Genomic DNA, 14,142 nt, shown 5'->3' on the forward strand with positions numbered 1-14,142 from the left:
CACGTCACGCCCGAGATGCGCATCTACAAGGAAGAGATCTTCGGCCCGGTGCTCTCCTGCGTGCGCGTGGCCAACTTCAAGGACGCGGTCGACCTGGTCAACGACCATGAATTCGGCAATGGCGTGAGCTGCTTCACGCGCGACGGCAATGTGGCGCGCGAGTTCAGCCGCCGCATCCAGGTGGGCATGGTCGGCATCAACGTGCCGATCCCGGTGCCGATGGCATGGCACGGCTTCGGCGGCTGGAAGCGCAGCCTGTTCGGCGACATGCATGCCTACGGCGAGGAAGGCGTGCGCTTCTACACCAAGCAGAAGTCGATCATGCAGCGCTGGCCCGAGAGCATTGGCAAGGGCGCCGAGTTCGTGATGCCCACCGCCAAGTAAAAGGTGTGACGGCCGGCACGGGGGCATGCCGGCCTGCCCCGGCTAACGAAAGCTGACTTGCTCCGCGGCGCAGGAGCGGCCAGACTTGCGCATGACCCGGTGCCTGCACCCATGACAGCAAGCAAGAGAGCCGCACGAAAACTTTCGGCCGTGCCGTCGACCTTGCGGATCCCGCTTGCCGCGCGCGCTTCCGGCGACGCGATGTTTCCGCAGATGGCCGTGCGCGACGCCTATGCCGCGTCGATCCTCGAGAAGATCCGCGACGAAGGCCATCCGCTGCCTGAGGACCGGGCCACCATCTACAGCATCCTGAGCCGCACGCGGCGCTTTCGCAGCCTCGCGCAGGAGTTCCTCAAGCAGCACCCGGGCGGCCGCGTGGTGAACATGGGCTGCGGCCTGAGCCACTACTTCCAATGGCTGGACGACGGAAGGTCGCGCATGACGGATGCCGACCTGCCCGAGGTGATGGCGCTGCGCCGCGAGCTGATCCCCGAGACCCATCCGCGCCACGATGCGCGCGACCTCGACCTCACGTCGCCCCGCTGGTGGGACGAACTCGAGCTGCCGCGCACGCGCCAGGCACAGCCGGTCTTCCTCTTCACCGAAGGCGTCCTGATGTACCTGCAGCCGCAGCAGGCGCAGGCCGTGCTCGCGACCTTCGGCGAGCGCGCGCCCGCGGGCTCGGTGCTGGCCTTCGATGCCGTCTGCTGGCTCGCCGTGGGCCGCGCCGCGCAGCATCCCTCGCTGCGCGCCACCGGGGCGCAGTTTCATTGGGGCCTGCGCCGGGCCGCCGAACTGACGCAGCCCCATCCGCGCCTGCGCCTCGACGCCACCTACCGCGTGTTCGAGGGCATCGGCCTGGCCTACACCCTGTTCGCGCCGCTGGTGCTGATGCTGGTCGGCGTGCCGCTCTATGCGGTCTACGCGCTGGGCGTGGCCGACACCGCCGATGACGGCGCCGATACATAAAAGCACAAATTTCTCAGGTCCCGGCCTTGTCCGGCTCGCGCTGCGCAGCTTGGCTGACGCGCCAAACCCCGCGGTCGCGGCATGCTCCCTGCTCTTGTGCGTGGAAAATCCCCGGCGCCGGCTGCATTAGGATGGTTTCTCCGGCCGCATCGCCTTCCGTGCATCCTTTTTTTTCGTACTCCACACGACGTACTCCCAAGACCGCAACCCTCAAGAAACACATGCTTGATCGCCGATCCTTCCTTGCCGCAGGTGGTGCCGCCGCCGCACTCGCCGCCCTTGGACTGCCCGAAGAGGCACTGGCCGCCAACGGCCTGAAGCTGAGCCAGCCTTCGCCCTTCTCGTTCGACCGCCTGGTGGCGCAGGCCAAGCGCCTGGCCGGGCAACCCTATGCCGCCGCCACGCCGCTCGCGCCCGAGGTGCTCGAGAAGATCGACTACGACGCGCACGGCAAGATCAAGTTCGACCCGGCCAACGCCCTCTTCCGCGACGGCCCGGGCGCCTTTCCCGTCACCTTCTTCCACCTCGGCCGTTTCTTCCAGACGCCGGTGCGCATGCACGTGCTCGAGAACTCCGATGGCGATGCCTTCGCGCGCGAGGTGCTCTACAGCCCTTCGTACTTCTCGATGCCGCCCGACAGCCCGGCGCGCGCGCTGCCGGCCGGCGCGGGCTTTGCGGGCTTTCGGCTGCAGGAAAGCCGCCTGGGCGACCAGGGCAAGCTCGACTGGCAGAAGAACGACTGGGTGGCTTTTCTGGGCGCCTCCTACTTCCGCGCGATCGGCGAGCTCTACCAGTACGGCCTGTCGGCGCGCGGCCTGGCGCTCGACGTGGCGGTGCCCGACAAGCCCGAGGAATTCCCCACTTTCACGCGCTTCTATTTCGAGACGCCGGCCGCCAACAACACCACCTCGATGACCGTCTACGCGCTGCTCGAAGGGCCGAGCGTCACGGGCGTGTTCAAGTTCGTGATGCAGCGCGGCAAGGCCGTGATCATGGACATCGACGCGCGCGTTTTCCTGCGCCGCGACGTCTCGCGCCTTGGCCTGGTGCCGCTCACCTCGATGTACTGGTATTCGGAAACCATCAAGCCCACCGCCATCGACTGGCGCCCCGAGGTACACGACTCCGACGGCCTGGCCATCTGGAACGGCGCGGGCGAGCGCATCTGGCGCCCGCTCAACAACCCGACGCAGACGCGCGCCTCGGCCTTTGCCGACACGCGGCCGCGCGGCTTCGGGCTGCTGCAGCGCGACCGCGCGTTCGACAACTACCAGGACGGCGTCAACTACGAGAAGCGCCCGAGCCTGTGGATCGAACCGCTGGGCGACTGGGGCGAAGGCTCGGTGCAGCTGATCGAGATCCCGACCGACGACGAGATCCACGACAACATCGTCGCCTTCTGGGTGCCCAAGGCCGACGCCAAGGCGGGCGCGAGCTACAGCCTGCAGTACCGGCTGCACTGGACCGACCAGGAGCCCTTTCCCTCGCCGCTCGCGCGCTGCGTGGCCACGCGCATCGGGCGCGGCGGACAGCCGGGCCAGCCGCGCCCGCCGGGCGTGCGCAAGTTCATGGTGGAGTTCGTCGGGCAGCCGCTCACCACCGTGCCCTTCGGCGTGAAGCCCGAGCTGGTGCTGACGGCGCCGCGCGGCAAGTTCTCCTACGTCTTTGCCGAGGCCGTGCCCAACGGCGTGCCGGGCCACTGGCGCGCCCAGTTCGACTTCACGCCCGAAGGCAACGAGCCGATCGACATGCGGCTCTACCTGAAGACCGGGGACAAGACGCTCACCGAAACCTGGCTGTTCCAGTTCCAGCCAGGTTGAGTTCTCGAGATCTGCCGCTCAGCGCTTCTTGACCGACACCAGCTCGACTTCGAAGTTGAGCGTGGCGTTCGGCGGAATCACGCCGCCCGCGCCGCGCGAACCGTAGGCAATCGATGGCGGGCAGGTCAGCTTGGCCTTGCCGCCGGGCTTCATCTTCTGCACGCCCTCGGTCCAGCAGGGGATCACGCCGTTGAGCGGAAACTCGGTCGGCTCGCCGCGGCTGTAGGAGCTGTCGAATTCCTTGCCGCTGTCGGGGAAGGTGCCGCGGTAGTGCACCTTGACCACGTCGGTGGCGGCGGGCGATGCGCCGGTGCCTTCCTTCAGCGACTGGTAGACCAGGCCGCTTGGCGTGGTGACCGGCGCCGATTGCGCCCAGGCGGCGGACACCGCGCACAGCGAGACCAGGGCGGCACAGAACAGAGACAAGGAAGAAGAGGAAGACTTCACTGAACACCTCGGGAGATTGAAAAGCACGATTATGGCCAGCGATGGAACGGGCCTTGCTTTGCCGGATACGCACTGTCAACATCCGCAAAAAGAGGAAGCCCCATGCAGCCCACCGCAGTCACGCCGGTCGCAGCCACTGTTCCCACAGGCACCGGCCATCTGAAGAAGGTCCTCGGCCCCATCCAGCTCTGGGGCATTGCCGTGGGCCTGGTCATCTCGGGCGAGTACTTTGGTTGGAGCTACGGCTGGAACACTGCCGGCACGCTCGGCTTCCTGGTGGCCACGGTGCTGGTGGCCACGATGTACACCACCTTCATCTTCAGCTTCACCGAGCTCTCCACCGCCATTCCGCATGCGGGCGGCCCGTTTGCCTATGCGCGCCGCGCCTTCGGGCCGACCGGCGGCTTCGTGGCGGGCTTTGCCACGCTGATCGAATTCGTCTTTGCGCCGCCGGCCATCGCGCTGGCCATCGGCGCCTACCTCAACGTGCAGTTCCCCGGCATCAACCCGAAGTGGTTCGCGCTGGGCGCGTACGTGATCTTCATCGCGCTCAATTGGATCGGCGTGGGCATTGCGGCGGCCTTCGAGCTGTTCGTGACGCTGCTGGCCATTGTCGAGCTGCTGGTGTTCATGGGCGTGGTCACGCCGGGCTGGACCATGGCCAACTTCGTCGCCAACGGCTGGGCCGGCGGCAGCGTGCTCAACGGCGCGGCCGTCTCGGGCATCTTCGCGTCGATACCGTTCGCGATCTGGTTCTTCCTGGCCATCGAGGGCGCGGCCATGGCCGCGGAGGAAGCGCGCGATCCGCACCGCACCATTCCCATCGCCTACACCACGGGTATCGTCACGCTGGTGGTGCTGGCCTTCGGCGTGATGATCTTCGCGGGCGGCGTGGGCGACTGGCGCAAGCTCGCCAACATCAACGACCCGCTGCCGCAGGCCATGAAGGCGGTGGTGGGCGACAACAGCGGCTGGCTGCATATGCTGGTGTGGATCGGCCTGTTTGGGCTGATCGCCTCGTTCCACGGGATCATCATGGGCTACTCGCGCCAGATCTTTGCGCTGGCGCGCGCCGGCTACCTGCCGCGCTACTTCGCGGGCCTGAGCCCGCGCTTCGACACGCCGCACCGCGCGCTGCTGGCCGGCGGTGTGATCGGCGTGGTGGCCATCTTCAGCGACGAGTGGGTGCAGTTCGGCGGCCAGACGCTCACCGCCAACATCGTGACCATGGCCGTGCTCGGCGCCATCGTGATGTACCTGATCTCGATGGCCGCGCTGTTCAGGCTGCGCAAGAGCGAGCCCGGCCTGCTGCGCACCTACCGCGCGCCCTTCTATCCGGTGTTTCCGGCCATTGCGCTCGGGCTTGGCGTGGTCTGCCTGGGCGCCATGGTCTGGTTCAACTTCATGCTGACCGTGCTGTTCCTGGTGCTGATGGCAGCGGCCTACGGCTACTTCCTGCTGACCTCGGCGCAGCGCAAGGCAGCGGCGCCCGACGAGATGCTGTCCTCCCGCACCATCGCGTGAACAAGAAGAGAGAAAGATGCGCTATCGCACCACCATTGCCGGCCAGGTCTTCGCCTTCGACGACCTCAAGCAGGTCATGGCCGTGGCCAGCCCGGCGCGTTCGGGCGACTACCTCGCGGAGATCGGCGCGGCCACCGCGCAGCAGCGCATGGCGGCGCGCCACGTGCTGGCCGAGACGCCGCTCAAGCAGTTCCTGACCGAGGCGCTGATTCCCTACGAGAGCGACAACATCACGCGCCTCATCATCGACACCCATGACGCAGAGGCCTTTGCGCCGGTGTCGCACCTCACGGTCGGCGACTTCCGCAACTGGCTGCTCTCGGAGCAGGCCACCACCCAGGCGCTGACGGCGCTGGCGCCGGGCCTCACGCCCGAGATGGTGGCCGCCGTGTCCAAGCTCATGCGCAACCAGGACCTGGTGTCGGTCGCCAGGAAGTGCAGCGTGGTCACGCGCTTTCGCGACACCATCGGCCTGCCCGGCCACCTGGCCGTGCGGCTGCAGCCCAACCATCCGACCGACGACCTGCGCGGCGTGGCGGCCTCCACGCTCGACGGCCTGCTCTACGGCGCGGGCGATGCGGTGATCGGCCTCAACCCGGTGTCCGACAGCATGCAGGTGCTCGGCCGCTTGCTGCACATGCTCGACGAGGTGATCCAGCGCTTCGAAATTCCCACGCAAAGCTGTGTGCTCACGCACGTGACCAACACGCTCAGGCTCGCGGAAGCCGGCGCGCCGGTGGACCTGGTGTTCCAGTCGATCGCGGGCACCGAGAAGGCGAACCTGTCCTTCGGCGTCACGCCCGAACTGCTGGCCGAGGCACACGCCGCGGCGCTGGCGCTGAACCGCGGCACGGTCGGCAACAACGTGATGTACTTCGAGACCGGCCAGGGCAGCGCGCTTTCGGCCAATGCCAACTTCGGCGTCGACCAGCAGACCTGCGAGGTGCGCGCCTATGCGCTGGCGCGGCGCTACAAGCCGCTGCTCATCAACACGGTGGTCGGCTTCATCGGGCCCGAATATCTTTTCGACGGCAAGCAGATCATCCGCGCCGGGCTCGAAGACCATTGCTGCGGCAAGCTGCTGGGCCTGCCCATCGGCTGCGACATCTGCTACACCAACCATGCCGAGGCCGACCAGGACGACATGGACAACCTGCTCGTGCTGCTGGGCACCGCGGGCATCAACTTCATCATGGGCATTCCAGGCGCCGACGACGTGATGCTCAACTACCAGAGCACCTCGTTCCACGATGCGCTGTTCCTGCGCCAGACGCTGGGCCTGAAGCGCGCGCCCGAATTCGAAGCCTGGCTGCAGCGCATGCAGATCACCGATGCGGCCGGCCGGCTCGCGCCGCCTTCGGCCAACCGCCTGCTGGCGGACATGAGCGGACTGGCCGCCCTCGCGCCATGAGCAAGGACGCCGTCACGCCGAATCCCTGGGCGCAGTGGCGTTCGGCCACGCCCGCGCGCCTGGCGCTGGGCCGCGCCGGCGCCGGCATACCGACGGACGAGACGCTGCGCTTCGGCTGGGCCCATGCGATGGCGCGCGATGCCATTCATGCGGCGCTCGACGTCGATGCACTCGAAGCCACGCTGCAACAACAGCATTGGCAGGTGATGCGGGCGCGCAGCCGCGCCGAAGACCGCACCACCTACCTGCGCCGCCCCGACCTGGGGCGGCAGCTCGACCCCGCGGATGCGCAGCGCCTGCGGGCCGCCGCAAAAGGCGATTGCGATGTCTGCCCTGTCATCGGCGACGGCCTCTCCTCGCTCGCGGTGGCGCGCCATGCCGCCCCGCTGCTGGCCGCGCTGCGCGCTCAATTGCCGCCCGAGACGCGCTTTTCTCCCGTGGTCATCGCCACCCAGGCGCGCGTGGCGCTGGCCGACGAGGTCGGCGAGCTGTTCGGCGCGGCGCTCTCGGTGATGCTGATTGGCGAGCGCCCGGGGCTCAGCTCGCCGGACAGCCTCGGCATCTACTTGACCCATTCGCCGAAGCGCGGCCGCCACGACGCCGAGCGCAACTGCATCTCGAACGTGCGCCCCGAAGGCCTGCCCTGCGAAGCCGCCGCATTCAAGCTGGCCTGGCTGATGCGCGAGGCCCTTCGCCGGGGGCTGACCGGCGTCGGGCTCAAGGACGAGAGCGATCTTGCGGTGCTCGAGCCGGGCCGTCCGGCAACGACCCTGCCTGGCTGACCGCAGCTTTGCGGTGATCGAAAATAGTCAATACAATGGTTATTAACTCGTTTAATAGCCATTTTATTGATGCCAAGAAGCAGCAACAGCCTTTCCGCCCTGCCCCAGCAGACCGCTGAGCCCCTGAGGAATCTCGGCCTGCGCCTTCGTGCGCACCGGGTGCATCGCGGCTGGACGATCGCGGAAATGGCCGAGCGCCTGCTGTGCTCGCCCACCACGCTGCGCTCGCTCGAATCGGGCAAGCCCGCCACCAGCATTGGCTTGCTGGCCCACGCGCTGTGGCTGTTCGGCGAGGTCGATTCGCTCGACGCATTGGCTCCCGCACCCGCGGGCTTGGCCGCCAGGCGCCGCGTCCGCAGGTCGGCTGCACGCGGGCCCGCCGGCGTGATCGCGGAGGACGAGCGTGACTTCTGACGAGGCCGGGGACGAACGGCGCATCTACGTCGGGCTCGCGCGCCATACGGGCGACGAGGTGCAGCCGGCCGGCCTGATGAAGCTCGTTCGCCGCGGCGTCGTGGAATCGGGCGAATTCGCCTATGGCCGGCGCTACCTCCAGGACCCCGCGGCCCTGCCGCTCAACCCCGAGCAACTGCCGCTGCGCGGTGCCGCTTTCACATTGCCGGAGCGGCGCATCCGCGAGGGTGGCGCCATGCCGCTCACGCTGCGCGACGCCCTGCCCGACAGCTGGGGGCGCAAGGTGCTCGAGATCCGCCACGGCAAGCCCCTGACGGACGTCGACGCGCTGCTGCTGACCAACGAGGACCGCATCGGCGCGATGGTGTTCGCCGAGGCATTGCCCATCCAGAGCGAAGAACCGCCCTCCATGCTCTGGTCGCTGGAGGAGCTTGCCGAAGCCTCGCGCCGCGTCGAGGAAGGCATGGAGATCGGGCCCGACATGCACCTGCTGCTGCGCGGCGGCAGCCTGGGCGGCGCGCGCCCCAAGGCGGCCTTTGCGCATGAAGGACGGCGCTACATCGCCAAGTTTTCCTCGCGCGGCGACGACCACGACGTGGAGGTGATCGAGGCCGCCACACTCTGGCTGGCCAGCGCCTGCAGCATCCGTGTGCCCGCCTTCCTGTTGCAGCCCCTGGCGTTCGGCCACGCCCTGCTGGTGGAGCGCTTCGATCGCACCGGCCCCGTGAACGACGAGCAGCGCCATCACTACCTGTCGGCCTCGGCACTGCTCGACGTGCCTTATGAATCCAGCCGCGGCAGCTATGTCGAACTCGCGCAGCTGCTGCGGCGCATCTCGGCGCGGCCGCAAGAAGACCTGACCGAGCTGTTTCGCCGCCTGGTGTTCAACCTGGCCGTGGGCAACAGCGACGACCACGTCAAGAACCATGGCGCCCTGCGGCAGGGCGACGGCCTCTGGCGCCTGGCGCCTGCCTTCGATCTTGTCATGCAGCTGGGCGGCCATACGGGCTACCAGGAGCTTGCCATCCTGCCGGGGCAGCATGCATCGAGCCTTGCGCTGGCGCGTGCCGCGGCGCCCCACTTCGGCCTGTCGGCGGCAGAGGCGGACCGCATCATCCGCCGGACCGAAGAGACCGTTTCGGTGCAGGCCGCGGCCAGCGTCGAAGCGTCCGGCGGCAACCGCGAGCTCGTGCGCCGCGTGGCGGCCTTCATCGAACAGCAGTACGACCGCATCCGTGCCCAGGGCCTGTGAAGCGGCCCCCGGCTGGCATGGCTGATGCGTAGGCCTTTGTCGAAGTGTCACGAGCGTTCTCTACGCTCGGCCTTCCATCAACGCCGCACAACAACAGGAACTCCATGCAACGCCGCCTGATTCTTCTCACGCCGCTCGCCGCCGCACTCGCCGCCACGGGCTGCGCGAGCCTGGCCCCCTCTGCGTCCACCACGCTCTCGCCCGCCCACTGGGACGCCTTCAACCGGGCACAGATCGAAGGCCTGATCGCCAGCCTCGGCAAATCGAGCCCGGGCTACAGCGCCGCCCGGCCGCCCTACGTGGTCTTCGACTGGGACAACACCAGCGTGTTCCTGGACATCGAGGAAGCCTCGCTGATCTACCAGCTCGAAAACCTGGTCTTCGGCGCCACGCCCGCGCAGCTCGAAGTGGCGCTGCGCAAGAACATCCCGAAGAAGGACTTCCTGCCGGCCTTCAACAATGCGGCCGGCCAGCCGGTCAGCATCGACCGCGTGGTGCCCGACATCGTGGCCAGCTACACCTGGCTCTACCAGAACTACAGCGGCCTCAAGGGCAGCCAGCCGCTGGCCGCGGTGAAGCTGAGCCCGCACTACGTCGCCTTCACCGCCAAGGTGCGCTACCTGTACGAGGCCATCGGCGACACCTTCGACCACGACACCGCCTACCCCTGGGTGACCTACCTCTTCGTCGGCATGACCGAAGCGCAGGTGCGCAAGCTCACGGCCGCCACGGTGGCCTGGCAGCTGAAGGAACCCGTGGCCAAGGTGAAATGGACCTCGCCGGCCGCGCTGCCGGGCCAGGCCGGCGTGGTCTCGGTCAGCTGGAAGAACGGCCTGCGGCTGCAGCCCGAGATGCAGGAGCTGTACGCCGCCTTCCGCAACGCGGGCTTCGACGTGTGGGTGTGCTCGGCCTCCTTCGTCGACGTGATCAAGGAGATTTCGTCGAACCCCGCCTTCGGCTACAACAACCCGCCCGAGCGCGTGCTGGCGATGGAGCTGGAGCGCGACGCCAACGGCGTGATCCAGCCCGAGTACCGGCGCGGCTACGACCAGACGCAGGGCCCCGGCAAGACGAAGAACATCCAGCGCTTCCTGGTCAGCAAGTACGGCTACGGCCCGAGCTTCATCGCCGGCGACAGCGAGGGCGACCAGAACATGATGGCCGACTTCGCAGACACGAAGAAGGTGCTGATCGTGAACCGGCTGCGCGATCCCAAGACCGACATCGGCAAGTTCTCGGCCATGGCGGTGCAGAACTACGGCAAGCCCGACACGCGCTACCTGCTGCAGGGCCGCGACGACAACACCGGCCAGTGGGTGGCTTCGCAGCTGCACACGCCTCTCGGCGCAGCCCAAGGCAAGGCATTGAAGTAGGCGCGAGCCCGGCGGCGGGCAGTTGCCTATGATCCTGGCATTGCCACCCAGGAGACAGAACATGGCCGACCGCTACCCCCTCGCCGAGCTCAAAGACCTGCCGGAAGACATCCGCACCGCGATCCTCGCGGTGCAGGAAAAAGCCGGCTTCGTGCCCAACGTGTTCCTCGCGCTGGCGCGCCGCCCGGCCGAGTGGCGCGCCTTCTTCGCCTACCACGACGCGCTGATGCTGAAGGAGGAAGGCTCGCTCACCAAGGGCGACCGCGAGATGATCGTCACCACCACCAGTGCGGCCAACCGGTGCCTCTACTGCGTGGTGGCGCACGGCGCGCTGCTGCGCATCTACGAGAAGAAGCCGCTGGTGGCCGACCAGGTGGCGGTGAATTACCGCAAGGCCGACATCACGCCGCGCCAGCGCGCCATGCTCGACTTTGCGATGAAGGTCTGCGAACGCTCGCATGAAGTCGAGGACGCGGACTTCGCCGCGCTGCATGCCCACGGCTTCGACGACGAGGACATCTGGGACATCGCCTCCATCACCGCCTTCTTCGGCCTGAGCAACCGCCTCGCGAGCTTCAGCGGCATGCAGCCGAACACCGAGTTCTTCCTGATGGGGCGGCTGCCGCGCGAGAAGAAGTAGCGCCTCAGGCCTTGCCTCGGCAGGATGCGAGCGCGTCCAGGCCGGGCTTGTAGGTGGGATTGCTCACGTCCATCAGCCCCAGCACCGTGTGGTAGAGGTTGTCGTGCGTGAGCGGCGCATCGAGCCCCGCTTCCATGCACGAGCGCGACAGCTTGCGGCGCTCGTTCATGCCGGGGCTGAACCAGGTGACCATGGGCACGTGCTTCTGCGCCTCGGGTGCGAAGCTGTAGGGCACGCCGTGCAGGAACAGGCCGTATTCGCCGAGCGATTCGCCATGGTCGCTCACGTAGAGCAGGGCCGGGTCGTACTGGCCGGACTGCGCCTTGAGCCAGTCGATGGTCTGGCCCAGGAAATGATCGGTCTGCGCAATCGAGTTGTCGTAGACGTTCTGCAGCTCCGCATGGCCGCATTCGGCCAGCGCATTGGTCTTGCACTCGGGCAGGAAGCGCTTGATCTCCGGCGCGGAGCGCTTGTAGTAGGCCGGCCCGTGGCTACCCATCTGGTGCATGACCAGCACCACGCCCTTGGCGCGGCGCTCGGCGGGCAGCGCGGCAATGCGCTCGTCCAGCCCCTTGAGCATGACGTCGTCCAGGCATTCCTCGCCGTCGCACAGCGCGCTCTTCTGCGCGGGCGTGAGGCTGTCGAAGGCGGAGGCGTTGGGAATGCGCGTGCACACGTCCTTGCAGCCGGCCTGGTTGTCGAGCCACAGCACCGCCAGCCCGGCGGCCTGCAGCACGTCGACCAGGTTTTCATAGTCGTCGCTGCGCGATTCGTAGCCCTGCTTGCCCAGCGGCGAGAACATGCACGGCACCGAAGCCAGTGTGTTGGTGCCGCACGAATGCACATCGCGATAGCTCAGCACGCCGCGCGCCGCCAGCTCGGGCGTGGTGTTGCGCGCATAGCCGTTGAGGCCGAAGTGGTCGGCCCGCGCCGTCTCGCCCACCACCAGCACGAACATCGGCGGCCGCGCCTGGCCCGCGTAGCTCGCGCCCAGCGCCGTTCCGGCCGTGATGGGAATCAGCTTGCGGCTGCGCTTGAACATCGGCTTGATGACCACCGAGCCGGCCGAATAGAGGCTTGCAACCGGGTTCATCATGTAGCGCAGGTGGACGTTGTTGCGCATCAGCGGGGCGAGCTGCCGGTTCATCGACACCGCGGCCACCAGGGCGAGCGCCACCGCCAGCAGCAGCAGCGCCACGTTGCGCCAGAGCTTGGAGAAAAAGCGCATCGGCACGATGCGCGCGCGCCAGAGCGCCAACGCAGGCAGCAGCGCCACCAGCAGCACGTGGTAGGCCATGCGCCAGCTCATGAGGTCGCGCGCCTCGTTCGGGTCGGTCTGCAGCACGTTGGCGATCATGGTCGGGTCCATCACCACGCGGTACTCGATCATGTAGTGCTGCACGAAGGCCGCCAGCAGCACCACCGCGAACCACAAGGGCTTCATCCAGCGCGACCAGGCCGTGAAGGACAGCAGCGCCACCGTGGCGCACACCATGAGCACCCCCATGGCGGCGCTCGTGGGCAGGTAGGTGCTGGGTGCGCCGCCGATGCGCGCAAGCTCGTTCCAGAGCGGCCAGTTGGCGGCCACGGCAAGGTAGAGGGCAAGCCAGACGACCACGCGCTGCGCCGAGCGGGGCCGCGCGAGCCACAGGTCGATGCGCGCCCACAGCGCGCGCGCGGGTGCCAGGAAGGAGGCGCCGGCCGCCAGCGCACCCACGTCCCGTACCGGCGTGGGTTCGATTCTTGAAAATGACATCTACCGACTGTAGAAAGCGCAACTGAAGCCAGCCTGAATTGCGCGTTCAGCCAGCGTTCAGGTTCGCGCCCGTCTCGCCCTCAAGCGGGGCCGCATGAAGGCCCTGAGCGCCAGGTTGAGCGGACGGCTGACGCCGCGCTCCACCACGATCGACACCAGGGCGGCCAGCATCACCCCCGCGACCACGTCGAACGGAAAGTGCAGCCCCAGGAACACACGGCTCCAGCCGACCACCGCGGCCACCGCCAGCGCCGCCAGCATGGGCGCGCGCCACGGCAGGCACCACAGCGAGAACGCCGCCGCGAAGGTGCAGGCGGCATGCAGACTCGGAAAGCCCGGCCGCGCGCCTTGCGGCGCCCACTGGATTCCCAGCCCGTAGAAGGCGGGCCGCTGGAACGGCATGGCCGAGCGGAACACGTTCACGAAGATCCAGACCGCCAGCACACTGACCAGCGCGGTGAAGCAGGCATAGCGCAGGCGGCGGTCGACCACCGCGGCGCCGATGATCGCGGCGGCCAGCAGCGCCGGCAGCACGTCGGACGCGAAGCGAGCGAAATGGATGCTCCACGCCGGCGCCGCGGCACTGGCGTTGATCAGCGCGAACAGGGCGACATCAAGGCCCTGCATGCAACACGGCGGCAGGTTCGGTTGCGGCCAGCCGCGAAGCGCGGGGTGCGACGACCAGGTCGATGGCAAAGCCCGCCACCCAGCAGATCCAGGCGGTCCAGAGCGTGTGGCTCATGTAGTGCGCGCCCCGCAGCTGCTGCGACAGGCCGAGCAGCAGTCCCGCGGCCAGCGACGCGCAAAGCCAGAGGACCGCGGCACGCGGCGACACCCGGCGCAGCACGAAATAGCCGCCGGCGTAGGCAAAGGCCGCCGAGGCATGGCCCGCCGGGAAGCACCCGCCCGCGCCGCCGTCATAGACCTTCCATGCCCAATGCGACACGTGGCTGGCCACACCGCCGAACTCCTTCAGGTCCCAGGGGCAGCTCGTGTGGCTCGCATGCTTGAGCAGGCTGACGGCGAGGACCGAGAGCAGCACCGTGAATGCCAATTGGGCCCGGGCGCGAACCGGCAGCCGGCGCAGGATGCCGAGCGGCCAGCGGATGCCGGCGAACAGCGCGATCACGAACAGCCAGCTCAGGTCCTTCGCGCCCTCGTGCATCACATGCACCAGGAAGGCGTTCTCGCGCCACGGAAAGCCCATGGGCGTGCCCGCGAGGCGCGCCAGGGCGAGATCGCCGCCTGTAGCGTCCCACGCGAGCAGCAGCGCCAATGCAAGGAGGGTCAGCACGCCCAGGCGAAGGTTCGAGGGATTCGGAGGATTCGGGACACGCGTCATGGACAGAGGGGGAGAGAAGCCGGCAAGC

Annotated in this window: 14 protein-coding genes; 10 read left to right on the plus strand and 4 right to left on the minus strand. The window is 67.9% G+C overall.

The features are described 5' to 3' along the window. The 3 genes from AC1DSC_RS21320 to AC1DSC_RS21330 all read left to right on the plus strand — a co-directional run. Nucleotides 1-384 (plus strand): aldehyde dehydrogenase family protein (locus AC1DSC_RS21320; protein ID WP_478131835.1); only part of this gene is annotated, 384 nt, incomplete at its 5' end. Nucleotides 385-495: 111 nt separating this feature from the next. Next, nucleotides 496-1,353 (plus strand): class I SAM-dependent methyltransferase, encoded by an 858-nt coding sequence (locus AC1DSC_RS21325; protein ID WP_049826094.1) that lies wholly within the window; start codon nt 496-498, stop codon nt 1,351-1,353. A gap of 221 nt (nt 1,354-1,574) precedes the next feature. Then, on the plus strand, nt 1,575-3,173 hold the full coding sequence (locus tag AC1DSC_RS21330) for an OpgD/OpgG family glucan biosynthesis protein (RefSeq protein ID WP_012748371.1): 1,599 nt from the start codon (nt 1,575-1,577) through the stop codon (nt 3,171-3,173). Between the two features lie 18 nt (nt 3,174-3,191). Here AC1DSC_RS21330 and AC1DSC_RS21335 read toward each other — a convergent pair whose 3' ends face one another. Further along, entirely contained in the window at nt 3,192-3,599 is a 408-nt protein-coding gene (locus tag AC1DSC_RS21335; protein WP_038107594.1) for an FKBP-type peptidyl-prolyl cis-trans isomerase, read from the minus strand. Nucleotides 3,600-3,722: 123 nt separating this feature from the next. On the opposite strand from AC1DSC_RS21335, the gene eat reads away from it, so the two are divergent. The 7 genes from eat (at nt 3,723) to AC1DSC_RS21370 (ending at nt 11,016) form a co-directional block, all read left to right on the plus strand. Beyond that, nucleotides 3,723-5,144 carry an ethanolamine permease gene (eat, locus tag AC1DSC_RS21340; protein ID WP_012748373.1) on the plus strand — a complete coding sequence of 474 codons (1,422 nt, stop codon included), beginning with the start codon at nt 3,723-3,725 and terminating at the stop codon, nt 5,142-5,144. Between the two features lie 16 nt (nt 5,145-5,160). Beyond that, nucleotides 5,161-6,555, plus strand: coding sequence for an ethanolamine ammonia-lyase subunit EutB (locus AC1DSC_RS21345; protein ID WP_012748374.1), 1,395 nt, complete (start codon nt 5,161-5,163; stop codon nt 6,553-6,555). Then, nucleotides 6,552-7,337, plus strand: a complete 786-nt coding sequence (gene eutC, locus AC1DSC_RS21350; protein ID WP_012748375.1) for an ethanolamine ammonia-lyase subunit EutC — start codon at nt 6,552-6,554, stop codon at nt 7,335-7,337. The genes AC1DSC_RS21345 and eutC overlap by 4 nt, the downstream gene beginning before the upstream one ends. Before the next feature lie 69 nt (nt 7,338-7,406). Next, on the plus strand, nt 7,407-7,751 hold the full coding sequence (locus AC1DSC_RS21355; protein ID WP_012748376.1) for a helix-turn-helix domain-containing protein: 345 nt from the start codon (nt 7,407-7,409) through the stop codon (nt 7,749-7,751). Then, nucleotides 7,741-9,003, plus strand: a complete 1,263-nt coding sequence (locus AC1DSC_RS21360) for a type II toxin-antitoxin system HipA family toxin (protein ID WP_012748377.1) — start codon at nt 7,741-7,743, stop codon at nt 9,001-9,003. The genes AC1DSC_RS21355 and AC1DSC_RS21360 overlap by 11 nt, the downstream gene beginning before the upstream one ends. Nucleotides 9,004-9,107: 104 nt before the next feature. Continuing rightward, the gene (locus AC1DSC_RS21365; protein ID WP_012748378.1) at nt 9,108-10,376 is read left to right on the plus strand and encodes an HAD family hydrolase; all 1,269 of its coding nucleotides are present in this window, start codon (nt 9,108-9,110) and stop codon (nt 10,374-10,376) included. A 61-nt stretch (nt 10,377-10,437) separates the two neighbouring features. Next, on the plus strand, nt 10,438-11,016 hold the full coding sequence (locus AC1DSC_RS21370; protein ID WP_012748379.1) for a peroxidase-related enzyme: 579 nt from the start codon (nt 10,438-10,440) through the stop codon (nt 11,014-11,016). A 4-nt stretch (nt 11,017-11,020) separates the two neighbouring features. On the opposite strand, the gene AC1DSC_RS21375 is transcribed toward AC1DSC_RS21370, so the two are convergent. Genes AC1DSC_RS21375 through AC1DSC_RS21385 form a run of 3 tightly spaced genes read right to left on the minus strand, consistent with a single transcriptional unit; the run spans nt 11,021 to nt 14,114 of the window. After that, the gene (locus tag AC1DSC_RS21375) at nt 11,021-12,772 is read right to left on the minus strand and encodes a phosphoethanolamine transferase (protein ID WP_012748380.1); all 1,752 of its coding nucleotides are present in this window, start codon (nt 12,770-12,772) and stop codon (nt 11,021-11,023) included. Nucleotides 12,773-12,829: 57 nt separating this feature from the next. Further along, nucleotides 12,830-13,399 carry a phosphatase PAP2 family protein gene (locus tag AC1DSC_RS21380; RefSeq protein WP_012748381.1) on the minus strand — a complete coding sequence of 190 codons (570 nt, stop codon included), beginning with the start codon at nt 13,397-13,399 and terminating at the stop codon, nt 12,830-12,832. Further along, nucleotides 13,386-14,114, minus strand: coding sequence for a phosphatase PAP2 family protein (locus AC1DSC_RS21385; RefSeq protein ID WP_012748382.1), 729 nt, complete (start codon nt 14,112-14,114; stop codon nt 13,386-13,388). Before AC1DSC_RS21385 ends, AC1DSC_RS21380 begins: the two co-directional genes overlap by 14 nt. Nucleotides 14,115-14,142: the final 28 nt, after the last annotated feature.

It is taken from the genome of Variovorax sp. 01N425, from assembly GCF_056399465.1.

What these genes read in the sequence shown, in the direction of transcription:
- AC1DSC_RS21325 (WP_049826094.1), top strand. Translation starts at nt 496, where the DNA reads ATGACAGCAAGCAAGAGAGCCGCACGAAAACTTTCGGCCGTGCCGTCG.
- AC1DSC_RS21330 (WP_012748371.1), top strand. Translation starts at nt 1,575, where the DNA reads ATGCTTGATCGCCGATCCTTCCTTGCCGCAGGTGGTGCCGCCGCCGCA.
- eat (WP_012748373.1), top strand. Translation starts at nt 3,723, where the DNA reads ATGCAGCCCACCGCAGTCACGCCGGTCGCAGCCACTGTTCCCACAGGC.
- AC1DSC_RS21345 (WP_012748374.1), top strand. Translation starts at nt 5,161, where the DNA reads ATGCGCTATCGCACCACCATTGCCGGCCAGGTCTTCGCCTTCGACGAC.
- eutC (WP_012748375.1), top strand. Translation starts at nt 6,552, where the DNA reads ATGAGCAAGGACGCCGTCACGCCGAATCCCTGGGCGCAGTGGCGTTCG.
- AC1DSC_RS21355 (WP_012748376.1), top strand. Translation starts at nt 7,407, where the DNA reads ATGCCAAGAAGCAGCAACAGCCTTTCCGCCCTGCCCCAGCAGACCGCT.
- AC1DSC_RS21365 (WP_012748378.1), top strand. Translation starts at nt 9,108, where the DNA reads ATGCAACGCCGCCTGATTCTTCTCACGCCGCTCGCCGCCGCACTCGCC.
- AC1DSC_RS21370 (WP_012748379.1), top strand. Translation starts at nt 10,438, where the DNA reads ATGGCCGACCGCTACCCCCTCGCCGAGCTCAAAGACCTGCCGGAAGAC.
- AC1DSC_RS21375 (WP_012748380.1), bottom strand. Translation starts at nt 12,772, where the DNA reads ATGTCATTTTCAAGAATCGAACCCACGCCGGTACGGGACGTGGGTGCG.
- AC1DSC_RS21380 (WP_012748381.1), bottom strand. Translation starts at nt 13,399, where the DNA reads ATGCAGGGCCTTGATGTCGCCCTGTTCGCGCTGATCAACGCCAGTGCC.
- AC1DSC_RS21385 (WP_012748382.1), bottom strand. Translation starts at nt 14,114, where the DNA reads ATGACGCGTGTCCCGAATCCTCCGAATCCCTCGAACCTTCGCCTGGGC.